Origin of the sequence: Protaetiibacter intestinalis, from assembly GCF_003627075.1 — a bacterium.
Lineage (GTDB): Bacteria > Actinomycetota > Actinomycetes > Actinomycetales > Microbacteriaceae > Homoserinibacter > Homoserinibacter intestinalis.
This window is the reverse complement of sequence record NZ_CP032630.1, coordinates 2,086,127-2,107,563: the sequence shown is the minus strand read 5'-3', so window position 1 is coordinate 2,107,563 and position 21,437 is coordinate 2,086,127. Positions and strand designations below refer to the sequence as shown.

Below are 21,437 nucleotides of genomic sequence, written 5' to 3'. Positions count from 1 at the left end.
CGCGTCCCAGAAGCAGGCTGAAATGGCACTATTGGGGTCGTACCGGCTCGAACAGCGCGATTCACCCTGCTTCCGGTACGCCCACGTTCTGGTCCGCCAGCTCGAGCCGAGACCTCGGCGGCGCTGTCGGCGGCCGGGCGTAGCGTCGGGTACGACCGAAGGAGCACACCATGGTCGACTACCGCATCGAACTCGTCGGACTTCCCGTGTCGGACATCCCCCGCGCACGCGCCTTCTACGGCGACACGCTCGGCTGGCCCGTCGATCACGACCAGGTCGTGAGCGACGACATCCACTTCATCCAGGTCACACCGCCCGGCTCGGCCTGCTCGATCGCCTTCGGCAAGGGCGTCAGCGAGATGGCGCCCGGCACACTCAAGGCGCTGCAGGTCGTCGTCTCGTCGGCGGACGACGCCCTCGCCGACCTCCGCGGGCGCGGGGTCGAGTGCTCCGACATCGACGAGCAGCCCTGGGGCCGCTTCATCTACTTCGCCGACCCCGACGGCAACACCTGGGCGGTGCAGCAGCTGCCCGACTGGTCCGCGAACGCGGGCTGAGCGACGGCGCGGCCGCCCCCATCCGCGTCCGCTACCTCAGAAAATGCAGGAGATTCTGCCGGATGACGGGAGTGAGACCCGGAATCAGTGGGTTCCGGGTTCGCCGCTCCTGCATTCCTGAGGGGTGAGGATCACAGCGCGCGCAGGCGCGGCGCGAGGTCGCGCGCGAACAGCTCCTGGAAGCGGTACTGGTCCGCACCCGGCGCGTGGAAGACCAGGTGGTTGAGGCCCCAGTCGACGTACTGCGCGATCTGGGCGACGACCTCGTCGGGGTCGGAGCCGACGATCCAGCGCGAGGCGATCTGCTCGATCGGCAGCGCATCCGCCGCCCGCTCCATCTCGACCGGGTCGGTGATGTCGTGCTTCTGCTCCTTGCTGAGCGCGAGCGGCGCCCAGAAGCGGGTGTTCTCGAGCGCCACGTCGGGGTCGGTGTCGTAGGAGAGCTTGATCTCGATCATGCGGTCGACGTCGTCGAGGGTCTTGCCGGCCTTGCCCGCGCCCTCCTCGACGGCCGGCATCAGCTCGTCGCGGTAGAGCTCGGCGCCCTTGCCCGAGGTGCAGATGAAACCGTCGCCCGCGCGTCCCGCGTAGCGGGCCACCATCGGGCCGCCCGCGGCGATGTAGACGGGGATGGGGCTCTCGGGTCGGTCGTAGATGGAGGCGTCGACGGTCTGGTAGTACTCGCCCTCGAAGCTCACCCGGTCGCCGGTCCACAGCGCCCGCATGAGGTCGACCGACTCCCGCAACCGCGCGAACCGCTCCTTGAACTCGGGCCACTCGCCCCGCCACCCGGTGGCGATCTCGTTGAGCGCCTCCCCCGATCCGACCCCCAGGAAGATGCGGCCCGGGTACAGCACGCCCATCGTGGCGAACGCCTGCGCGATGACGGCGGGGTTGTAGCGGAACGTCGGCGTCATGACGCTCGTGCCGATGAGCACCTTCGAGGTGCGCTCGCCGACGGCCGTCATCCAGGCGAGCGAGAACGGCGCGTGCCCGCCCTCGTGCCGCCACGGCTGGAAGTGGTCGGAGGTCGTCACCGACTCGAAGCCGTGCTCCTCCGCCGCGACGGCGAACTCCACGAGCTCACGGGGGGCGAACTGCTCGGCCGAAGCCTTGTATCCGAGTCGAAGCGCACGAGTCATACCCCCATTCTGCTCATGGACATTTCCGGATGCTTTCGCGCACCCGGATGCCGGCCCGGCGCGCTAGCGTGGCCGCGATGCTGCTCTTCTACATCGACGAGTCCGGGCACCACCGGATGGCCGCCGATCCGGCCGACCCGACGCGGCTCGCCCGCGACACGACCGACTGGTTCGTGCTGTCGGCGGTCGGCATCCGCGACACCTCCCGACGCCCGCTCGCGGAGGCGATCGACCGCGTGAAGCGGGACCACCTGGGCGCCGGTGCCGACCGCCCGTGGAACGAGACCGAGCTCAAAGGGCGCCGCCTCGCGATCACGCGGCGTCGCGTCGAGGGCGCGCGTACCGACCCGGACGCCGACTACGCCGCGATCACCGACGGTGCAGAACTCGACGCGCTCGAGACGGAGGTCGTCGGGCTGCTCGCACACGCGCACCCGATCGTCTTCACCGTCGCCATCGACAAGCGGGCGCTGTTCGTGGAGCGCCCGGGGGAACCCGCGCTCGGCTGGGCGTACGCGTTCCTGTACCGCCGCATCGCGATGGAGCTCGAACGCCACCACCCGGAGGAGGGCGGCATCCTCGTCGCCGACCAGCAGACCGAGCACGAGAAGGCGTTCCGCGACCACGAGCTCACCCGCATCCGCGACGAGCTGGCCGCGCGCGGCCGCCTGCGCGCCGACTACCGGCTGCTGCTCGACCGTCCACTGTGGATCGATTCGAGCCTCTCCACCTGGGATCGCGAGATCATCCAGCTCGCCGACCTGGTGGCCTTCACCACCCACGAGGGCGTCGACCGCGGCTTCTCCTCCGCCGGGGCCCGGGCGCTCTGGCCGACGGTCCGCGGCCTGCTCGCGCCCGACCCGGCGACCGGCGACCCCGACGGCGAGGGACTCGTCATCTTCCCGAAGCCGGAAGCCTGGCCCGTCACACGGTGACGACGCGCCTAGGCTCGGGCACGTGGACGAGTGGATCGAGCATCGGCGCGGCGACGGTGAGCGCGTGGGGTGGATCCTCCCCGTCGGCGACGGCTTCGTCGCGATCGATCTGCTCGGGCGGGAGCGCACCGGGCAGACCGACTGGTCGAGCGCCGAGAATGCGCTCGAGGAGCTCGGGATCGGCTACCTCGCCGACCTCTACGAACTGCGTCAGTCGGATGGTGCGTGGCTGACGGTGCGCATCGCCGAGGTGTCGAGCACACGCGTCGTCGTGAAGGACGACGACTTCGGCGCCGTCGGGGCTCCGCAGCGCTTCCACGAGCTTCCGCTGCCCGTGGGCGACGAACTGCGGCCGCTGGGCCCGGGCGCGCGGCGCGAGTTCAGGGCGTGATCTCGTCGAGGTAGACGTAGGCCTCCTCGACGAGCGCGAGCCACTCGGCGTCGGATGCCGCGGGGGCCGACACGACCCACTCGCGCAGCTCGCGGCCGCGCATCACCATGCGCACGACCGCACCGTCGGCGACGAGTTCGTCGGCGCGCGGCTCGGGCACCTTGACCATGAGCCCGCCGTCGTGCACCACGACGGCGAAGATCTTGCCGCGGATGCCGAGCCCCTCGGTCGAGAACATGCGGCCCCAGCTCACCCCCGGCCGTGCGAGCAGCGGCGCCGTCAGCGCCCCGAGCCGGGCGCGCGACGCATCCGCCGCGCGGCGCTCCGCATCCGTCACCATGCGGGAAGTGTGCCACCGACCCCGGACACGCGGAAGGCGCGGCCACCCGTGCGGGTGCCGCGCCTTGTCCCGTGGTCAGGCCTGCGCGTGCTCGAGCGCCCAGTCGAGGGCGTACTCGGCCACTTCCTCCCAGCCGTCCTGCGACACGATGCGGTGCGTGCGGCCCGCGTACTCCTTGTACTCGACGAGCGACGGGCTGCCGCTCGCCCGGTACTTCTTCACGATCGCCGTGCCGATGGCCGGCGGCACCACGTGGTCGATCTCACCCGCGATGACGAGCAGCGGGGCACGGTCGGCCTTCGCGTAGTCGACGTGGCTCACGCCGCCCTTCTCGTCGAAGGCGGCCGCGACGCCCTCGAAGAACACCCGGTTGTAGGACGGCACCGCGAACTGCTCCCACAGTTCGTCCGACGCGGCCCGCGAGAGGTCGTTGCCGAAGGTGAAGTGGAAGTGCGCCTTCGAGATCGGCTTCGCGCCGTTCTTGCCGAACGGGTTCGACAGGATCGGGAAGCCCGTGCGCAGCGTCGACGCCGGCAGCGTCGTGATGCCCGCCGGCTGCCCCGGGGTGACGGCGACGTAGGCGACGCCGAGGTCGCGGTCGGCGAGCATCTGGGTGAGCAGGCCGCCGAAGGAGTGGCCCATGATGATGGGCTTCTCGGGCAGCTCGCGGATGATCCGCTCGTAGTGGTCGGCGATCTGCGCGAGGCCGACGCCCTTGAGCGCCTCGGGGTTGCTCCGGATGTCGTCGACCTCCCGGTCGTCGATTCCCGGCCAGCCCGGACGGATCACCCGGTGGCCACGTGCTTCGAAGTACGCGGCCCAGGTGTCCCAGCTCTTGGGGGTCATCCACAGTCCGTGGATGAGCACGATGGGGGTCTTGGTGGCGGTCATGATTCCTGCTCCTCGGGGGTTCGTCGTTCCGTGTCGGTTGGTAGAACGATCGTTCTTTCTTTGACATTCCCGAAGCTAGACCTCGACATCTCGGATGTCAAGCAAAAAGAGAAAGATCGTTCTATCATTTCCCCATGGCCATCTCCGAACCCCGCGAGCGCCTGCTGCGCACGGCATCCGAGCTCTTCTACCGCGAAGGCATCCACTCGGTCGGCGTCGACCGCATCGTGAGCGAGGCCGGGGTCACGCGCGCCACCTTCTACCGCCACTTCCCCAGCAAGGAGGACCTCGTCGAGGCCTACCTCGGGCTCGAGGACGCCCGGCTCCGCGAGGCGTTCGACGCGGCCGAGGCGAGCACCGACGACCCGCGACAGCGGCTCGAACTCGTCATCGACGGCCTCGCCGCCGACGTGGAACGCAACCACACCCGCGGCTGCCCGTTCATCAACGCCGCCGCGGAGTACCCGGATGCCGACAGCGGCGTGCGGCGCACCGTCGACGCCCAGCGCGGCTGGTTCCGCGGCGTCCTCGAAAACCTGCTCACGGCATCCGGAGCACCGGATCCGGCGCGGGCCGCCGGCGAGCTCGTGCTGCTGCGCGACGCCGCACTCGTCGGCGGTTACCTCGACGGCTGGGAACGCGTACGCCCCGCCTTCCTCGACGCGGCGCGCCACGCCGCGGGCCTGTCGCACTGAGGTAGCCCACTTCGGGGGCTAGAACAGACCGGCCCCGCTCCATGACGGTAGTGGTATGGATTCGAGCACTGCGCCTGCAGCGGGGTGGTTCACCGACCCCGAAGACGCAACCACCGAGCGGTGGTGGTCGGGACACGGGTGGACCGAGCACACGCGCGCGCCCCTGGGCGAGGCCCCCGCGGCCGTCGCCGCGCACGTCGACACGCTCGTCGCCGCTCCCCCGGCCCCGCGTGAGCCGGAGCCCTTCGTGTTCGCCATGACCCCGAGCTCCGCCGCGCCGGCCGAGGCCGCGGCACCCGTCCTCACCGCGCCCGCCGCCACCGCCTACGGCGCCCCGGCCGCACCCGTGGCCGCCGCCCCCGCGATGGACGGCTACGTGCTCCCGAACGCCGAGCCGATGGCAGCCGCCGCCCCCGCGTTCACGATGCCCGAGGCGGCCCCGGCCTTCACGATGCCCGAGGCCCCCGTCTTCACGATGCCCGAGGCGCTCGCCACACCCCAGGCGCCCGTCGCACCTCTCGCCGCCGTCGCCCCGGCACCCGCGCCGGAGGCTCCGCAGTTCGTGCAGCCGCAGCAGCCCGCCCCCGCTGCGCCGGCACCCGCCGCCTTCGCGCCGCAGTCGGTCGAGCCCGTGCTGCACGTCCCGGCCCCGCAGCCCGCGGCATCCACCGGCTTCGTGATGCCCGGCGCGCCCGTGCCGCTCGCGGCACCCGGCCCGTCGAGCGACGAGATCGCCGCACGCATCGGCCGCCACGCCGACGTCGTGCCCGAGCCGCCGAAGCCCCCGGTGGCGGCCGCGCCGCGTCCCGTCGGCTACACCGCATCCGCCGACCCCGACATCGCGAACCGCTACCGCGCCGTCATCCATGCGGCCGACCAGGCGGAGGTCGTCCCGGTCGAGCCCGCGCCCGTCACCGGATCCTGGCCCGCACAGAACCCCTCGGCGTTCGCGAGCGTCAACGTGCCCACCTACGCGCAGTACTCCTCGCCGAGCAACCGGCCCGCGAAGACCGCGCTCAGCTTCGGATTCGTCGCGCTGTTCTCGTCGCTCGCCGTCGTCGGGATGCTGCTCGTCGCGCTGCCCGACATCTTCGGACTCGTGCGGCTCGGCCTCGTGGCGCTCGCGTTCGTCTCGGGCCTCGTCGCCATCATCGTCGGCATCGTCGGCCTCGTCGTCGCGCACCGCGTGCGCGTCGGACGCGGTGCGGCCCTCGGCGGACTGCTGCTCGGCGTGCTCGTGTCGATCGTGTTCCCGGCCGGCTTCATCGCGTTCAGCCTGTGGGTCGCAAGCTCGCTGGGGCTGCTCGTCGGCTAGGGGCCGACGGTCGCGTCAGCGCGGCTGCTCGAGGAAGTCCGCGACCACCCGCGGCACGTAGGGCGAGACGTCGCCGCCGAGCGACGCCACCTGCCGCACGAGCGAGCTCGACACGTGCGCGTGCGCGGGGTCGGGCAGCATGAAGATCGTCTCGACCTTCGCGAGGTCGCGGTTCACGATCGCCATCGGCGTCTCGTAGGCGACGTCGACCTGCGAGCGGATGCCCTTCACGAGCACGCTCGCCCCGACATCCGTGCAGTAGTCGACGAGCAGCCCGACGCTCCAGCTGGTCACGAGGATGCTCCCGGGGATGCGGGCCTCCGCGATCGACTCCTGGATGAGCGACACGCGTTGCGCGATCGGCAGCAGCGCCGACTTGTCGGGGTTGTGCACCACGAGCACGTGCAGCTCGTCGAAGAGGTTCGCGGCACGCTCGATGACATCGAGGTGGCCCAGCGTGACGGGGTCGAACGACCCGGGAACGACGGCGATCCTGGTCATGTTCGGATCCTATCGGGCGGATGTGACCGTTTCGTTACACGCCCTCACGCCTTGCCGAGGAACGCGCGCTCGGCCGTGTCGAAGCGGCGCGCGACCGCCTCGCGCAGGGCCTCGTGCCCGACGAGCGCGGGATCGGCGTCGAGCAGCCCCTCGGCCACCGCGCGGGCCTCGGCGATCACCTCCGCATCCTCGATCACCCGCAGCAGCTTGAGCGAGGAGCGCCGCCCCGACTGGGTGCCGCCGAGCACGTCGCCCTCGCGGCGCAGCTCGAGGTCGGCCTGGGCGAGCTCGAAGCCGTCGAGCGTCGCCGCGACGGCGTCGACCCGCTCGCGCGCGAGGCTGCCCTGCTCGGCCCGCGTCACGAACAGGGCGATGCCGGGCACCCCGCCGCGCCCGACGCGGCCGCGCAGCTGGTGCAGCTGGGCGACGCCGAAGCGGTCGGCGTCGAGCACGATCATGGTGGAGGCGTTCGGCACGTCGACGCCCACCTCGATGACGGTCGTCGCGACGAGCACGTCGATGTCGCCGGCGGCGAAGGCCCGCATCACGCGGTCCTTCTCCTCCCCCGACATGCGCCCGTGCAGCGGCTCGATGCGGCGCCCGGCGAGCGAGGGATGCGTGCGCAGCCGGGCGAGCGTCTCGTCGACCGCGGCGGGGGGCACGGCCTGCTCGACGCCCTCCAGCTCCTCCGCATCCGCCTCCTCGAGCTGCCCCGCCTCGATCGCGGGGCACACCACGAAGCCCTGACGGCCCTGGGCGAGCTCCTCGGCGAGGCGCTCCCACACGCGCGCCTCCCAGCCGGGGTGCTCGGCGAGCGGCACGACGTGCGAGGTGATGGGCGCGCGGCCCGCGGGCAGGGTGCGCAGGGTCGAGACGTCGAGGTCGCCGAACACGGTCATCGCGACGGTGCGCGGGATGGGGGTGGCCGAGAGCACGAGCACGTGCGGCGCCTGCCCCTTGAGTCGCAGCGCCTCGCGCTGCTCGACCCCGAAGCGGTGCTGCTCGTCGACGATCACGAGCCCGAGGTCGGCGAAGGTGACCTGGTCGCCGAGCAGGGCGTGCGTGCCGACGACGATCGCGGCGCCGCCGGATGCCGCGGCGAGCAGCGCCTTGCGGCGCTCGGCGGCGGGCAGCTGCCCGGTGAGCAGCGTCACCCGCAGCCGCGCCGCGAGGTCGGGCCCGAGCATCGCCACGATCGAGCGGAGGTGCTGACCGGCGAGCACCTCGGTGGGGGCGAGGAACGCCGACTGCCCACCCGACTCGGCCACCGCGAGCATCGCCCGCAGCGCCACGAGCGTCTTGCCGGAACCCACCTCGCCCTGCAGCAGCCGGTTCATGGGCGTGCCGTCGAGGAACTCCGCCTCGATCTGCTCCCCCACCGCCCGCTGGTCGTCGGTGAGGGCCCACGGGAGCGCGGCCTCGAACGCCTCCGAGAGGGCGCCCGGGATGCGCGGCGGCCCCGTCACCGCGCGCCGCTCGGCGCGCTGCCCGAGCAGGGCCAGCTGCAGCACGAGGGCCTCCTGGAACCGCAGCGCGTCGCGCGCGCGACGCCAGTCGGCATCCGTCTCGGGGCGGTGCACCTTCACGAGCGCGTCGCGGAAGTCCATGAGCCCCCGGGCCGCGCGCACCTCGTCCGGCACCGGGTCGGGCAGCGGCGGCAGCACGTCGAGGATCGTCTCGACGGCCTTCTGCAGCTTCCAGCTCGGGAAGGACGCCGTCGCGGGGTAGAGCGGCACCGGCGTCTCGGCCCAGCGCTGCGCCTGCTCGGCGTCCATGGTGGCCGCCTCGTCGGGGTCGAAGAGCTCGTAGTCGGGGTGGGTGAGCTGCCGCGTGCCGCGGTAGGCGCCGATCTTGCCCGAGAAGATGCCCCGCACGCCCGGCCGCAGCTCGTTCTTGCGGAAGCCCTGGTTGAAGAAGGTGAGGGTGAGGATGCCGTGCCCGTCGCTGATGGTGGCCTCGAGGATCGAGCCGCGCCGGTTCTGCATGCGCCGCTCGGTGACGCTGCGCACCTCGGCGACGATCGTGACCGGCTCGTCGATGCGCAGCTCGCTGAGCGCGGTCAGCTCACCGCGGCGACCGTAGCGGCGCGGGTAGTGCGCGAGCAGATCGCCGACCGTGTGCATGCCGAAGGACTTCTCGAGCACCTGCGCCGTGCGACCGCCGAGCGCGGATGCCAGCCTCTGGTCGAGCGGCGAGTCCACCCTCCGAGGGTAGCGAGCGCCGCCGACCGCTTTCGTTCGGGAGGATGACACGCCGTGGCGGCCCCGGGATCCGCCCGCCGCGCGGCGCGTCGTCCTCCCGAACGAAGGTCAGGCGAAGCGGCGGGCGACGGCCACCATGTCGGCGTCGGCGTGGCCGGATGCCGCGGTCGCCTCGTAGAGGGATGCCACGAGCTCGATGATCGGCGTCGTCGCGCCCGAGGCGCGGGCCGCGTCGAGCGCGAGCATGCAGTTCTTGACGACGTCGGAGACGGCCGCCTGCGGGGTCTCGTCGCCCGCGACGAGCTTCGCGCCCTTCACCCGGCCGATGGCGCTGTCCATGGGGCTCGCCTCGAGCACCCGCAGCACGGCATCCACGTCGAGGCCCGCGAGCCGCGCCGTCGTCAACGACTCGGCGAGGGCCGCGACCATCGCCATCATGTAGTGGTTGACGGCGACCTTGGTGCGCAGCGCCCCCGGAACGGCCCCGCACGGCACGACGGCCCGGCCGAGCGGGGCGAGCAGCTCTGCGGCCTCCGCGAGCGCCGCATCGTCGGCGCCCGCCAGCATCACGACGAGCTCGCCGCGCTCCGCGGGCACCCGGGAGCCCGACACGGGTGCCTCCACGTAGCGACCGCCCGCGGCGCGGATGTCGGCCTCGAGCGCGGCCGAGTAGGCGGGAGAGTTGGTGCCCATGACGATCACGAGGCGCCCCGCCACCCGCCCGGCGAAGACATCCGTGCCGCGGGCGAGCACCTCGTCCGTGGCCGCCTCGTCGCGCAGCATGAGGATGACGGCGTCACTCACCGCGAACAGCGCGCCCGCATCCGGCGCCGCGACCGCCCCGCGGGCGACCAGCTCGGCGCATGCCTCCGGGCGCCTGCTCCACACCGCGAGCGGCACCCCCGCCTCCCGCAGCCGTCCCGCCATCGGGGTGCCCATGATGCCGAGGCCCGCGAATCCCACCGTCATGGCGGCATCGTGGCACGCCGACGGCGCGAACCGCCCCGGCCAGTCGCGCATCCCCGGCCTGTTGCCGGACGGCGCGGGGTGCGAGGATCGCGGCATGGGAACCGTCGACGACTACCTGGCCGACCTCGACGAACCGGCACGGGCGACCGTCGCGCACCTCTACGAGGTGGCGCGGCAGACGGTGCCGGAGGCGGAGCAGGGCACCGGCTACGGGATGGCGGCGCTCGTCTACCGGGGCAAGCCGCTGCTCTCGGTCATGCGGGCGAAGGCGCACGTGGGCATCTACCCCTTCAGCCCGGCCGCCATCGAGGCGATCGCGGGGCTGCTCGACGGGGTCGACCACGCGAAGGGCACCATCCGCGTGCCGATCGACGCGCCGCTGCCCGATGCGACCCTGGGGGCGCTCGTGGCCGCCCGCCGTGACCAGATCGACGCGTGACCGCCGTCGCGCTTTCGCTACCCTGAGCGGGTGACGCGCATCATCGCCGGATACGCCGGCTCGCTCGCCCTGACGGTGCCGAAGGTCGGCACGCGTCCGACGAGCGACCGGGTGCGCGAGGCGATCTTCTCGGCGCTCGACGCGCGGGGGCTCGTCGCGGGGGCGCGCGTGCTCGACCTGTACGCCGGTTCGGGTGCGCTCGGCCTCGAGGCCGCGTCGCGCGGCGCGGCCGAGATCACGCTCGTCGACCATTCGCGGGATGCCGCGGTCGTCTCGCGCCGGAACGCGGAGCGCGTGGGGCGCGCGGCCCCCGCCGACGCGACCCCCCGCATCCGCGCGGTCGTGCAGCCGGTGCAGTCGTTCCTGGCGGCGGCCGCGGGCGGCTGGGATCTCGTGTTCCTCGACCCGCCCTACGACCTCACGGGGGCCGAGCTCGTCGACGACCTGCTGCTGCTGGCCCCGCGCGTCGCCCCGGATGCCGTGATCGTGGTCGAGCGTTCGGCGCGCGACCCGGAGCCGGCCTGGCCCGCCGGGCTCTCCCTCGACCGGCGCACCGCCTACGGCGAGACCGCGGTCTTCTGGCTCTCCCCGCAGTCGGCTCAGCCGACCCCGCCGTCCCAGTCGGCGTAGGGGTCCCAGCCGCCGCGCGCGTCGAAGGGGCGGCCGTCGACGTGCAGCGCCGCCTCGCCCGCCCGCACCGTGCCGATCCGGCGGAACCCGGAGGGCAGGGGCGCGTCGGCCGGGAACGTCGCGAGCAGAGCGTGGTCCTCGCCGCCGGTGAGCGCCGTGCGCGAGCCGACGGCGGCCGAGTCCAGGTCGAGCACGACCCCGGACGCCGCGGCGATCCGCCGCGCGTCGAGCGCGAGCCCGTCGCTCACGTCGAGCATCGCGGTCGCCCCCGCGAGCGCGGCCCGCGCGCCGGCCTCGACGGGCGGCGAGGGCGTCAGCTGTGCGTCGAGCACGCGGTCGAACTCGGGGCGGAGCGCCCGCGCGAGCACGGCATCCGGGGCGCCGCCGGTGTCGACGGCCCGCGCGAACAGCAGCGCGATGCCCTCCCCCGCGAGCCCCAGCTCTCCGCACACCGCCACGGCATCCCCCGCGCGGGCTCCGGAGCGGAGCACGGGGGCCCGGCCCTCGAGGTCGCCGAACGCCGTGACGGCGACGGTCAGCGTGTCCGAGACCGAAAGGTCGCCGCCGACCACCCCGCAGCCGGGCGCGAGCGCGGCGCACCCCTCGCGCAGCCCGTCGGCGAACTCCTCGAGCCAGGCGACGGGCGTCGCGGCGGGTGCGACGAGGGCCACGACGAGCGCCGTCGGCCGTGCCCCCATGGCGGCGACGTCGGCGAGGTTCACGGCCGCCGACTTCCAGCCGAGCTGGTGCGCGCTCGACCACGCGAGCCGGAAGTCCGGACCGTGCACGAGCGTGTCGGTCGTCACGACGAAGCGGCCATCGGGCGCCGCGACCACCGCCGCGTCGTCTCCCGGTCCCACCAGGGCGGATGCCGCATCCGGCAGCCGCGGGAAGATGCGCCCCAGCACGGCGCCCTCGCCGAGGGAGCCGAGGGTCTCGTCGGGCGCGCTCACCGCGCCAGGCTAGCCTGGATGCGATGCGCATCGCCCGAGTCCCCGTCGCCGCCGCCGTCGCGGTGGCGCTCGCCGCATCCCTCTCGGGCTGCACGCCGATCGTCGCGATGGATCCGGCCGACGACGCCAACAACCCCGGATGCGCGGACGTCATCGTGCGTCTGCCCGACACCGTCGGCGACCAGCAGCGCCGGCAGACGAACGCGCAGGCCACGGGCGCCTGGGGCGACCCGGTCTCGGTGCTGCTGTACTGCGGCGTCGAGGTGCCGAGCGCCTCCACGACGCGCTGCATCGAGATCGACGGCATCTTCTGGCTCGTCGACGGCGACGACGCCCCGAGCTACATCCTCACCAGCTACGGCCGCGAGCCGGCGGTGGACGTCGTGATCGACACCGAGAAGGTCGGCTCGACGCCCGTGCTCATGGATCTGCAGCGGGCGGTCTCCTACACGACCCCGAACGGCCACGAGTGCACCGACCTCGACGACGCCGACATCATCGATTCCGACTCGGGGCTGGGCGGCTGACACCCGCCGGTGTCAGCGGCTCGCCGCGAGCCCCAGCTCGACGAGCTCGGTGATGAGCTCCGGATACGACAGCCCGGAGGCCTGCCAGCAGCTCGGGAACATCGAGATCGGCGTGAAGCCGGGCATCGTGTTGATCTCGTTGACGACGAAGCCGTGCTCGGTGAGGAAGAAGTCGACGCGCGCGAGCCCCGCGCCGCCGATCGCCGTGAACGCCTCGGCGGCGATGCGCTGCATCTCGCCGAGCTCGCCCGCATCGAGTGGTGCGGGGCAGATGAGCTCGGCCGCGTCGGGGTCGAGGTACTTGGCCTCGAAGTCGTAGAAGTCCCGACCCGTGACGACGATCTCGCCCGCGACGCTCACCCGCGGGCTCGCGCTCGCCCGGCCCTCGAGCACCGCGCACTCGACCTCGCGGCCGGCGATCGCCGCCTCGACGAGCACGGTCGTGTCCTCGGCGAAGGCGATGTCGACGGCGATCTCGAGCTGCGACCAGTCGGTCACCTTCGTGACGCCCACCGAGGAGCCCGCACGCGAGGGCTTCACGAACACGGGCAGCCCGAGCGCGCGGATGCGGTCCTCGAGCGACGCGCGGTCGTCGCGCCAGCCGTGCGGGGTGAGGGCCACCCAGGGCGCCACCTCGATGCCGACGGCGGCGAGCACGGTCTTCGTCATGTGCTTGTCCATCGCGAGCGCCGAGGCGAGCACCCCGTTGCCGACGTACGGCAGGCCGAGCAGCTCGAGCGCACCCTGCACGGTGCCGTCCTCGCCGAAGCGGCCGTGCAGGATCGGGAAGCACACGTCGATCTCGCCGAGCGACGAGACCGAGCCGTCGGCGTGCACGAGGGTGAACTCGCGCGAGGCCGCCGACTCGGGAAGCCGCACACGCGATCCGTTGTCGAGCACGGTGGGCAGCTCCGCGCGCAGGCCGAACAGCTCCGGGTCGTCCGGCTGAAGCGTCCAGGCGCCGTCGCGCGTGATGCCGATCGGCACCACCTCGAACCGCTCCCGGTCGAGCGCCGACAGCACGCCCGCGGCGGTCACGCACGAGATGCCGTGCTCGCTCGAGCGTCCGCCGAACAGCAGGGCGACGCGGATCATGCGGCCTCCGGGTTCGGGACTGCGCGGGTCATTCGCCCTGCGGCACGTCGGTGTCGGTCGTGAGATGCGGGGCGATGTCCCGCGGCTCCAGCGTACCGGCCAGCACCTCGGCCACCTGGCTCACGATCGGCATCTCGACCCCGACGCTCGCGGCGAGCTCGAGCACCGGAGCCACCGACGACAGCCCCTCCGCGGTCTGGTTCATCTGGGCGATGACCTCCTGGTAGGCGTAGCCCTGGCCGAGGAGGCGACCCGCCGTGTTGTTGCGCGACAGCGACGACTCGCACGTGGCGATGAGGTCGCCGAGCCCCGCGAGCCCCGCGAGGGTCTCGGGCCGCGCGCCGAAGGCGACCGCGAAGTCCGTCATCTCGACGAGCCCGCGGGTGATGATCGACGCCTTGGTGTTCTCGCCATAGCCCACGCCGTCGACGATGCCGATCGCGACCGCGATGAGGTTCTTCAGCACGCCGCCGAACTCGGTGCCGATGACGTCGGTGTTGACGAACGACCGGAAGTAGGGGTTGCTCGCCACCCGGGCGACCGCGGATGCCGTGTCGAGGCTCGCCGAGGAGACGACGGCCGCCGTCGGCTGCTCCTTGGCGATCTCGAGGGCCAGGTTCGGGCCCGAGACGACCGCGATGCGCTCGGGCCCCACGCCGAGCTCCTGCGCGATCACCTCGCTCATCCGGTCGCCGGTGCCCTTCTCGACGCCCTTCATGAGCGAGACGACGGGCGCGCCGTCGGGGATGAGTTCGCGCACGATGCGCAGGTTCTCGCGCAGCGACTGGCTCGGCACCGAGAGGTAGACCTGCTGGGCGCCCTCGAGCACCTCGGGCAGGCGGCTCGAGGAGGCGAGGCCGAGGGGCAGGTTGATGCCGGGGAGGTAGTCGGAGTTGCGGTGCGACTGGGTGATCTCGCGGGCGAGCTCAGGGCGTCGCGCCCACAGCGCCACCCGCGACCCGCCGTCGGCGAGGATCTTCGCGAAGGTGGTCCCCCAGGAGCCGGCGCCGAGCACGGCGACCCGGCGGGGCTCGGCGGCGTCGACGGTCACGGGATCATTCTCCCGCACCGGAGGACGGCGAGGCGTCGAACCGGCCCACCTCGCTCTGGCCGTGCCGTGCCGGATCCCAGCGCTCGAGCGGCGCGGTCTCGCCGCGCAGCTCCTCGAGCAGGGCGGTGATCGCCGCCATCACGGCCTCCGTCGCCTCGGCGAGCAGCGCCGCGTCGACCGGCCTCCCCCGCCAGCGGTCGAGGTCGACGGGCTCGCCGATGATCGCGTCGATCGTCTTGCGCGGGAAGAGGCTGACCTTCTTGGAGTAGCGCGGCAGGATCTGCTGCACGCCCCAGTGCGCCATGGGGATGAGCGGCACGTCGTGCTCGAGCGCCATCCGCACCGCGCCCGACTTGCCGCGCATGGGCCAGAGGTCGGGCTCCCGGGTGAGGGTGCCCTCGGGGTAGATGATGACGGCGAGCCCGTCGTCGACGAGGTTCGCGGCCGCGGCGAGCGACTCGCGCCCCTGCCCGCGGTCGGCGCGTTCGACGGGGATCTGGCCGGTCGCCCGCAGGATCCGGCCGATCACCGGCACCCGGAAGACGCTCGCCTTGGCGAGGAACCGCGGCACCCGGCCGAGCTTCCAGACGATGTAGCCCGTGGTCACCGGGTCGAGGTTCGAGTAGTGGTTGGGCGAGAGCACGAACGCGCCCTGCTTCGGCAGCCGCTCCGGGTGGCGGATGCGGTAGCGCGCCAGGAACAGCAGCGGCGGGATGAGGATCGCCGCGATCACACGCCAGCCGAAGGTCTTCTCCCGCCTGCGCCGCGGGGGCTTCCCCGCCATCAGCCGAGCGTGAACTCGGCGCCGAGCTGCTCGAGCTTCTCCACGAAGCGCTCGTAGCCGCGGCTGATGATGCCGACGTTGGTGATCGTCGAGCGTCCCTGCGCCGTGAGAGCGGCGATGAGGTAGCTGAAGCCGCCGCGCAGGTCGGGCACGTTGACGTCGGCCCCGTGCAGCTGCGACGGGCCGGTGATCACCGCCACCTGCTCGAGCGGGCGGCGCGGCACGCGCCAGTCGGGCGAGTCGTAGCCGTCCCGGTGCACGACGATCTCGGCGCCCATCTCGACGAGCGCGTTCGTGAAGCCGAAGCGGTTCTCGTAGACCGTCTCGCGCACGACCGAGACGCCGTCGGCCTGGGTCAGCGCGACGATGAGCGGCTGCTGCCAGTCGGTCATGAAACCGGGGTGCACATCCGTCTCGACGACGACGGGCTTCAGCTCGCCCGCGCGGAAGAAGCGGATGCCGTCCTCCTGGATGTCGAAGCCGCCGCCCGCCTTGCGGAAGATGTTGAGGAACGTCATGAGCTCCTGCTGCTTCGCGCCGCCGACGAACACGTCGCCGTCGGTCGCGAGCGCGGCCGAGGCCCAGCTGGCGGCCTCGTTGCGGTCGAAGATCGCGCGGTGCGTGTAGCCCTGCAGGGTCTCGACGCCCTCGATGAAGATCGTGCGGTTCGGCTCGACCGAGATGATCGCGCCCATCTTCTGCAGGATCGCGATGAGGTCCATGATCTCGGGCTCGATCGCCGCGTTCTTGAGCTCGGTGACGCCCTCGGCGCGCACCGCCGTGAGCAGCACCTGCTCGGTGGCGCCGACGCTCGGATACGGCAGCTCGATGTTCGCGCCGCGCAAGCCGTCGGGGGCCGTGATCCGGATGCCCTCGTAGCTCTTGTCGACGATCGCCCCGAACGCGCGCAGTGCATCCATGTGGAAGTCGATCGGCCGGTCGCCGATGCGGCAGCCGCCGAGGTCGGGGATGAGCGCCTCGCCGAGGCGGTGCAGCAGCGGCCCGCAGAACAGGATCGGGATGCGGCTGGAGCCCGCGAGCGCGTCGATCTGGGCGAAGTGCGCCTTCTCGACGTTCGACGGGTCGAGCAGCAGCTCGCCCTCGGCAGGGCTCGTGACGGCGACGCCGTAGGCGTCGAGCATGCGCGTGACGACGTGCACGTCGCTGATCTCGGGCACGTTCTGCAGCAGGCTCGGGCTGTCGCCGAGGAGCGCCGCCACCATCGCCTTGGTGGCGAGGTTCTTGGCCCCGCGCACCTCGATCCGGCCGACGAGCGGCTTGCCGCCGTCGACCACGATCCGGTCGGCCGTCAGACCCACGCGCGCTCCCGCCTTCTGGGCGTCACGCGCGAGATTCGTCGCGACAGAATCCACCACTTGCTACCTATTGCCTTGCCTGATGCCCGGTGGGGCTAGCGGACGGGGAGGGTCCGGGGCCGCCAGCTCTCGCGGGTGGTCTCGAACTCGCTGATCCGCGCTTCGTCGCGCAGGGTGAGCCCGATGTCGTCGAGCCCCTCCAGCAGTCTCCACCGAGTGTAATCGTCGATGTCGAATCCGAAGCGGAGCTCGCCCACGCTCACCGTGCGTTCAACCAGGTCGACGGTGGCATCCATTCCCGGTTCGGCCTCGATGCGGGCCCAGAGCTGCTCGATCTGCTCCTCGGGGATGGTGCCGGTGAGCAGCCCCTGCTTGCCTGAGTTGCCGCGGAAGATGTCGCCGAACCGCGGCGAGATGACCGCGCGGAAGCCGAAGTCGCGCAGCGCCCAGACCGCGTGCTCGCGGCTCGAGCCGGTGCCGAAGTCGGGGCCCGTGATGAGCACCTTCGCGCCCTGGTAGGCGGGCTGGTTGAGGATGAAGTCCGGGTCCTGGCGCCACGAGTAGAACAGGGCGTCGTCGAAGCCGGTCTTGGTGACGCGCTTGAGGAACTGCGCGGGGATGATCTGGTCGGTGTCGACGTTCGAGCGGCGGAACGGCACGGCGACGCCCTCGATGACGGTGATCTTCTCCATGGTCAGTTCCCCCCCTCGGACTGCGCCAGATCCCACGGGCTCGACAGGGTGCCGCGGATGGCGGTGGCGGCGGCGACGAGCGGCGACACGAGGTGCGTGCGCCCGCCCTTGCCCTGCCGGCCCTCGAAGTTGCGGTTCGAGGTGGAGGCGCACCGCTCCCCCGGCGCGAGCTGGTCGGGGTTCATGCCGAGACACATCGAGCAGCCGGCGAAGCGCCATTCGGCGCCGAACTCCTCGACGATCTTGTCGATGCCCTCGGCCTCGGCCTCGATGCGCACCCGGGCAGATCCCGGCACGACCATGACGCGCACGCCGTCCGCCTTCTTCCGGCCCTGGATGATCGAGGCGAAGGCCCGCAGGTCCTCGATGCGCGAGTTGGTGCAGGAGCCCATGAACACCGCGTCGACCTTGATGTCCTTCATCGGGGTGCCGGCCTCGAGGTCCATGTACTCGAGCGCGCGCTGCGCCGCGGTGACGTCGTTGGGGTCGGTGTACTGCTCGGGGCTCGGCACGACGTCGGAGAGCGAGACGCCCTGCCCGGGGTTGGTGCCCCACGTGACGAAGGGCTCGAGCTCGTTCGCGTCGAGGAACACCTCGGCGTCGAACACGGCCCCCTCGTCGGTGCCGAGCGTCTTCCAGTACTCGACCGCGGCGTCCCAGTCCGCACCGGCCGGCGCATGCGGGCGGCCCTCGACGTAGTCGAAGGTGATCTGGTCGGGGGCGACCATGCCGGCGCGCGCGCCCGCCTCGATCGACATGTTGCAGATCGTCATGCGGCCCTCCATGGAGAGCGAGCGGATGGCGCTGCCGCGGTACTCGAGCACGTAGCCCTGGCCGCCGCCGGTGCCGATCTGGGCGATGACGGCGAGGATGATGTCCTTCGCGGTGACGCCGGGACGCAGCTCGCCCTCGACGGTGATCGCCATCGTCTTGAAGGGCTTGAGCGGCAGCGTCTGGGTGGCCATGACGTGCTCGACCTCGGAGGTGCCGATGCCGAACGCCATCGCGCCGAACGCACCGTGGGTGCTCGTGTGGCTGTCGCCGCAGACGACCGTGATGCCGGGCATCGTGAGGCCGAGCTGCGGGCCGACGACGTGCACGATGCCCTGCTCGATGTCGCCGAGCGAGTGCAGGCGGATGCCGAACTCCTCGGCGTTCCTGCGGAGCGTGTCGATCTGGGTGCGGCTCGTGAGGTCGGCGATGGGCCGGTCGATCGCGAGGGTGGGGGTGTTGTGGTCCTCGGTGGCGATCGTCAGGTCGGGGCGGCGCACGGGGCGGCCGGCCTGGCGGAGGCCGTCGAAGGCCTGCGGGCTCGTGACCTCGTGCACGAGGTGCAGGTCGATGTAGATGAGGTCGGGTTCGCCGTTCTCGCCCTTGGCGACGACGTGGGCGTCCCAGACCTTCTCGGCCAGGGTGCGGGGACGCTCGGGGATGTGGGCGTCAGCCGCAGGGGTGGTCTCGGTTTCGGAGACGATGCTCATGGATGGGTTCCTTCAACGAAGTGGGTCGGCCCACGGCGAGACTCCGCGACGAGGGAGGCCGGGGCTAGGCCTCGTCGCGGCGACGAAGGAGGAGGCGCCGAACGAGCATCCCCCGAGGATATCACCGCAAGCCGAACGCCTCAGCCGGGATCGTTCCATGCGCCGTATCGCGCTGACAGGAAGGCCTGCTTCAGATGCAGCGAGGTGCCGGCCGAGCCCAGGTGCGATCCCGAGTCGTCGTCGCTCTCAAGACCGAGTCGGGACGCGACGTCCGTGAGGTCGATGCCAGGGTCCGACGAGTCGCCGAATCGTGCGCCGTCCGGCAGCGGGCCGGGTAGTGCCTGGAGCGTGATCCCCTCCGGCTCGTACGGCACGGCAGACCATGCGGCCCCGATGACCTCGTCGGCGACGGCTGCCAGGTCCCCTTGTCCGTTCGCATCGAGGAAGACCTTCATGGTGAGCCCCGACCCGGACAGCCCCGCCGTGTACTGACTGAGGAGAACGCCGTCCACGCCCGGGACGGCCTCCACAGCGGCGACGACAGCTGCGTCCGACTCCGCACGCGGGGGCCTCGTCGGCGCGCAGGCGACCAGGCACATCGCCACGACGGCAGCCGCCACCGCGAGGAATCGTCGTTCGTGACGTCCCGTGGGTCGACGTGTCACGGAGCTCACCCAGCGCGCCCGTCGGCTCCACCCCCCACGCGACGTCACGAGCGTCGCACCCCGAGCACATAGTCGCCCAGTTCGACGGTCGAGCCGTCGGGCACGTTGACGCGGCGACCGGGGACGACCTCTGTCACGTCCTCGCCGTGTACGACCCACACACCGTTCGTCGAGTCGAGGTCGTGCACCCACAACCCCGAGTCGTCTGCTTCGAAGGCGGCGTGCGTCTTGGAAACCGAGTGGGTGGTGTCGTCCACGGGCGACAACGCGGCATCGGGCCATGCATCGAACGGAGCCGGGTTGCGCCCGATGAGCACGGTGCCGCTCACGGCGACCTCAGTTCCGTCCGCGAGCAAGAGCCGCCAGCGCGTGGGCGGGGATGCGGCGGCCAGGGTGGTCGGCGCTGATGCGAGTACGACGGGGGTCTCCGCGGTGACGGCGGCCGGCTCGGCGACGAGCGGTGCCCTATACGGTGAGTCGGCCGGGTCTGCAAAGGATCGCCGAGTCTCGATCGACAACGTCTCCGCCGGGGGTTGCACCGCGAGGCCCTCATCCGCGGGCCCGGTCGCCGCGGAGACGGACTCGGGCTCCGGGACGGCGGGCTGCATCCCGGGCGTCGTGGGAACGAAGACGATCTCCTCGCGCTCCACGCGAGGGCGTTCCGGCTTCGGCGGCAGCTTGAAGGTGCCGGAGTCGAAGATGCCCGGCGGCATGCCGATGAAGCCGTCGTCGTCCGTGTCCGCCACCGTCACCTCCCGTGGGCCAACGCCCCGTTTGAGGCTAGCGGACCCAGTAGCTCACCTCGATGATGGCGTCGAAGAGGTCGAGCATGATCTCCTCGATCCCACCGAGAGCGGTGGCGAAGCTCACCAACACGACGCGTTTCGTGTCGGGCACCGTGAGCCAGTAGTCGACGACGAGGGTGTCGAGCTGCCGCTGCGGCTCGCCCTCCTCCGTCGGCACGTCGACCGCCTGATGACGGTGGGTGCGCAGCGCGATCGACTCCTCGGAGGCGACGCGCACGACGGTGGCGCCCGGATCCGCCTGACGCAGTCCGGTCTCGAACACCCCGGCGACCGCATCGGCGGAGGTGCCCACCGCGCCCGAGATCGGCTGGGCCGGCAGATAGACGGTGTAGTAGGCCGACAGCGGCAGTCCCTCGATCTCGAGCGCGACGAACAGCGCGATCGCCCCGCTCTCGACAGCAGACTGAAGGCGATCGGTCAGAGCCGCCCGCAGTTCTCCGCGCAGTGCCGCGCGTTCGTCCTGCCGCCCCACCTGGCGTTCGATGAGCGCCTTCACGTCGGCCCGCGCCGTCTCCGGGTCATCGAGGCGCACCTGCTGCCACGCCCCCGGCAGCCGGAACCGCAACTCAGGAAGCGTCTGGCGCTCGTCTGAGGTGGTCTCGGCGATCGTCTCGTTCACTCCGCACGCTCCCCGTACCGGGCCTCGAGCTCCGCGCGCTCGAGGCGGATGTTGCCGAAACGCCGCACGTCGGCGGCGAGACCGAGCAGCACCGCAGGGACGTGCAGATCCGCATAGTCGAGCACCTCGTCGATCGCGGGCAGCTCGCTCCTGCGCGCGACCGCCACGGAGACCGCGTCCGGCGTCCTCGGGCACGCGCGCCACACGCTCGCGAACACGGAGTCGATGATCTGCGCGAGACGCGCGTCGTCGACGGTGGTCGCGAGCTCGACTCGTACGCCGAATCCGGGGATACCGGTCGACCAGGCCCGCACGCGGACCTTCGCATCCGGTGCCGCGGCCACGGCGGCGAGATCGACAGGGTGCTCGGACGGGGGCAGAGGTGCACCGCCAGGCTGTGGTGCACCGAGAGCGCGGGCGATCTCCTGCGCGACACGTCCGT

Annotated in this window: 25 protein-coding genes; 8 read left to right on the top strand and 17 right to left on the bottom strand. The window is 72.1% G+C overall.

Features of this window, described 5'->3' with window-relative positions; translation table 11 throughout:
- Positions 1 to 170: 170 nt before the first annotated feature.
- Positions 171 to 557, top strand: a complete 387-nt coding sequence (locus tag D7I47_RS09925; protein ID WP_120762894.1) for a VOC family protein — start codon at positions 171 to 173, stop codon at positions 555 to 557.
- A gap of 131 nt (positions 558 to 688) precedes the next feature.
- Here the strand turns inward: D7I47_RS09925 and fgd are convergent, their stop codons facing one another.
- Positions 689 to 1,699 (bottom strand): glucose-6-phosphate dehydrogenase (coenzyme-F420), encoded by a 1,011-nt coding sequence (gene fgd, locus D7I47_RS09920; RefSeq protein WP_120762893.1) that lies wholly within the window; start codon positions 1,697 to 1,699, stop codon positions 689 to 691.
- A gap of 77 nt (positions 1,700 to 1,776) precedes the next feature.
- Here fgd and D7I47_RS09915 point away from each other — a divergent pair, with 77 nt between their 5' ends.
- Positions 1,777 to 2,634, top strand: coding sequence for a DUF3800 domain-containing protein (locus D7I47_RS09915; RefSeq protein ID WP_170154374.1), 858 nt, complete (start codon positions 1,777 to 1,779; stop codon positions 2,632 to 2,634).
- 22 nt (positions 2,635 to 2,656) lie between these two features.
- Positions 2,657 to 3,025 carry a hypothetical protein gene (locus D7I47_RS09910; protein ID WP_120762891.1) on the top strand — a complete coding sequence of 123 codons (369 nt, stop codon included), beginning with the start codon at positions 2,657 to 2,659 and terminating at the stop codon, positions 3,023 to 3,025.
- Here the strand turns inward: D7I47_RS09910 and D7I47_RS09905 are convergent.
- Positions 3,015 to 3,365 (bottom strand): TfoX/Sxy family protein, encoded by a 351-nt coding sequence (locus D7I47_RS09905; RefSeq protein WP_157981697.1) that lies wholly within the window; start codon positions 3,363 to 3,365, stop codon positions 3,015 to 3,017. The genes D7I47_RS09910 and D7I47_RS09905 overlap by 11 nt on opposite strands.
- A gap of 75 nt (positions 3,366 to 3,440) precedes the next feature.
- Complete coding sequence (locus tag D7I47_RS09900) at positions 3,441 to 4,256, bottom strand: alpha/beta hydrolase (RefSeq protein WP_227000593.1); 816 nt, start codon at positions 4,254 to 4,256, stop codon at positions 3,441 to 3,443.
- Positions 4,257 to 4,390: 134 nt separating this feature from the next.
- On the opposite strand from D7I47_RS09900, the gene D7I47_RS09895 reads away from it, so the two are divergent.
- Together D7I47_RS09895 and D7I47_RS09890 are read left to right on the top strand one after the other, a co-directional pair.
- On the top strand, positions 4,391 to 4,951 hold the full coding sequence (locus D7I47_RS09895) for a TetR/AcrR family transcriptional regulator (RefSeq protein WP_120762889.1): 561 nt from the start codon (positions 4,391 to 4,393) through the stop codon (positions 4,949 to 4,951).
- A 55-nt stretch (positions 4,952 to 5,006) separates the two neighbouring features.
- Positions 5,007 to 6,266: a DUF2510 domain-containing protein gene (locus D7I47_RS09890; protein ID WP_120762888.1), complete on the top strand. Its 1,260-nt coding sequence runs from the start codon at positions 5,007 to 5,009 to the stop codon at positions 6,264 to 6,266.
- Positions 6,267 to 6,281: 15 nt separating this feature from the next.
- Here the strand turns inward: D7I47_RS09890 and coaD are convergent, their stop codons facing one another.
- From coaD to D7I47_RS09875, 3 genes are all read right to left on the bottom strand, one after another.
- A complete protein-coding gene (gene coaD / locus D7I47_RS09885; protein ID WP_120762887.1) occupies positions 6,282 to 6,767 on the bottom strand; it encodes a pantetheine-phosphate adenylyltransferase in 486 nt (161 codons plus the stop codon).
- Between the two features lie 44 nt (positions 6,768 to 6,811).
- Positions 6,812 to 8,968: an ATP-dependent DNA helicase RecG gene (locus D7I47_RS09880; RefSeq protein ID WP_120762886.1), complete on the bottom strand. Its 2,157-nt coding sequence runs from the start codon at positions 8,966 to 8,968 to the stop codon at positions 6,812 to 6,814.
- Between the two features lie 108 nt (positions 8,969 to 9,076).
- On the bottom strand, positions 9,077 to 9,937 hold the full coding sequence (locus tag D7I47_RS09875; RefSeq protein ID WP_120762885.1) for an NAD(P)-dependent oxidoreductase: 861 nt from the start codon (positions 9,935 to 9,937) through the stop codon (positions 9,077 to 9,079).
- Positions 9,938 to 10,031: 94 nt separating this feature from the next.
- Here D7I47_RS09875 and D7I47_RS09870 point away from each other — a divergent pair, with 94 nt between their 5' ends.
- Both D7I47_RS09870 and rsmD read left to right on the top strand, forming a co-directional pair.
- Positions 10,032 to 10,376 (top strand): iron chaperone, encoded by a 345-nt coding sequence (locus D7I47_RS09870; protein ID WP_120763906.1) that lies wholly within the window; start codon positions 10,032 to 10,034, stop codon positions 10,374 to 10,376.
- A gap of 30 nt (positions 10,377 to 10,406) precedes the next feature.
- Positions 10,407 to 11,006, top strand: coding sequence for a 16S rRNA (guanine(966)-N(2))-methyltransferase RsmD (rsmD, locus tag D7I47_RS09865; RefSeq protein ID WP_120762884.1), 600 nt, complete (start codon positions 10,407 to 10,409; stop codon positions 11,004 to 11,006).
- Here rsmD and thiL read toward each other — a convergent pair.
- Positions 10,976 to 11,959 (bottom strand): thiamine-phosphate kinase, encoded by a 984-nt coding sequence (thiL, locus tag D7I47_RS09860; protein ID WP_120762883.1) that lies wholly within the window; start codon positions 11,957 to 11,959, stop codon positions 10,976 to 10,978. The two genes, rsmD and thiL, sit on opposite strands and share 31 nt — an antisense overlap.
- A 23-nt stretch (positions 11,960 to 11,982) precedes the next feature.
- On the opposite strand from thiL, the gene D7I47_RS09855 reads away from it, so the two are divergent.
- Positions 11,983 to 12,486, top strand: a complete 504-nt coding sequence (locus tag D7I47_RS09855; RefSeq protein WP_120762882.1) for a DUF3515 domain-containing protein — start codon at positions 11,983 to 11,985, stop codon at positions 12,484 to 12,486.
- A 12-nt stretch (positions 12,487 to 12,498) separates the two neighbouring features.
- Here D7I47_RS09855 and D7I47_RS09850 read toward each other — a convergent pair whose 3' ends face one another.
- The 10 genes from D7I47_RS09850 to D7I47_RS09805 all read right to left on the bottom strand — a co-directional run bounded on the left by D7I47_RS09850 (position 12,499) and on the right by D7I47_RS09805 (position 21,339).
- Entirely contained in the window at positions 12,499 to 13,581 is a 1,083-nt protein-coding gene (locus D7I47_RS09850) for a D-alanine--D-alanine ligase family protein (RefSeq protein ID WP_120762881.1), read from the bottom strand.
- Positions 13,582 to 13,609: 28 nt separating this feature from the next.
- Positions 13,610 to 14,632, bottom strand: a complete 1,023-nt coding sequence (locus tag D7I47_RS09845) for an NAD(P)H-dependent glycerol-3-phosphate dehydrogenase (RefSeq protein ID WP_120762880.1) — start codon at positions 14,630 to 14,632, stop codon at positions 13,610 to 13,612.
- A gap of 4 nt (positions 14,633 to 14,636) precedes the next feature.
- Positions 14,637 to 15,416, bottom strand: a complete 780-nt coding sequence (locus D7I47_RS09840; RefSeq protein ID WP_120762879.1) for a lysophospholipid acyltransferase family protein — start codon at positions 15,414 to 15,416, stop codon at positions 14,637 to 14,639.
- Positions 15,416 to 16,735: a UDP-N-acetylglucosamine 1-carboxyvinyltransferase gene (murA, locus tag D7I47_RS09835; protein ID WP_120762878.1), complete on the bottom strand. Its 1,320-nt coding sequence runs from the start codon at positions 16,733 to 16,735 to the stop codon at positions 15,416 to 15,418. Before murA ends, D7I47_RS09840 begins: the two co-directional genes overlap by 1 nt.
- A gap of 92 nt (positions 16,736 to 16,827) precedes the next feature.
- A complete protein-coding gene (gene leuD, locus D7I47_RS09830) occupies positions 16,828 to 17,424 on the bottom strand; it encodes a 3-isopropylmalate dehydratase small subunit (RefSeq protein WP_120762877.1) in 597 nt (198 codons plus the stop codon).
- Between the two features lie 2 nt (positions 17,425 to 17,426).
- Positions 17,427 to 18,905: a 3-isopropylmalate dehydratase large subunit gene (gene leuC / locus D7I47_RS09825; RefSeq protein ID WP_120762876.1), complete on the bottom strand. Its 1,479-nt coding sequence runs from the start codon at positions 18,903 to 18,905 to the stop codon at positions 17,427 to 17,429.
- Between the two features lie 140 nt (positions 18,906 to 19,045).
- Positions 19,046 to 19,525, bottom strand: a complete 480-nt coding sequence (locus tag D7I47_RS09820; RefSeq protein WP_120762875.1) for a hypothetical protein — start codon at positions 19,523 to 19,525, stop codon at positions 19,046 to 19,048.
- An 89-nt stretch (positions 19,526 to 19,614) separates the two neighbouring features.
- Positions 19,615 to 20,316 carry an FHA domain-containing protein gene (locus tag D7I47_RS09815; protein ID WP_157981696.1) on the bottom strand — a complete coding sequence of 234 codons (702 nt, stop codon included), beginning with the start codon at positions 20,314 to 20,316 and terminating at the stop codon, positions 19,615 to 19,617.
- A gap of 34 nt (positions 20,317 to 20,350) precedes the next feature.
- Positions 20,351 to 20,995: a hypothetical protein gene (locus tag D7I47_RS09810; protein ID WP_120762873.1), complete on the bottom strand. Its 645-nt coding sequence runs from the start codon at positions 20,993 to 20,995 to the stop codon at positions 20,351 to 20,353.
- On the bottom strand, positions 20,992 to 21,339 hold the full coding sequence (locus D7I47_RS09805; RefSeq protein WP_120762872.1) for a hypothetical protein: 348 nt from the start codon (positions 21,337 to 21,339) through the stop codon (positions 20,992 to 20,994). Before D7I47_RS09805 ends, D7I47_RS09810 begins: the two co-directional genes overlap by 4 nt.
- Positions 21,340 to 21,437: the final 98 nt, after the last annotated feature.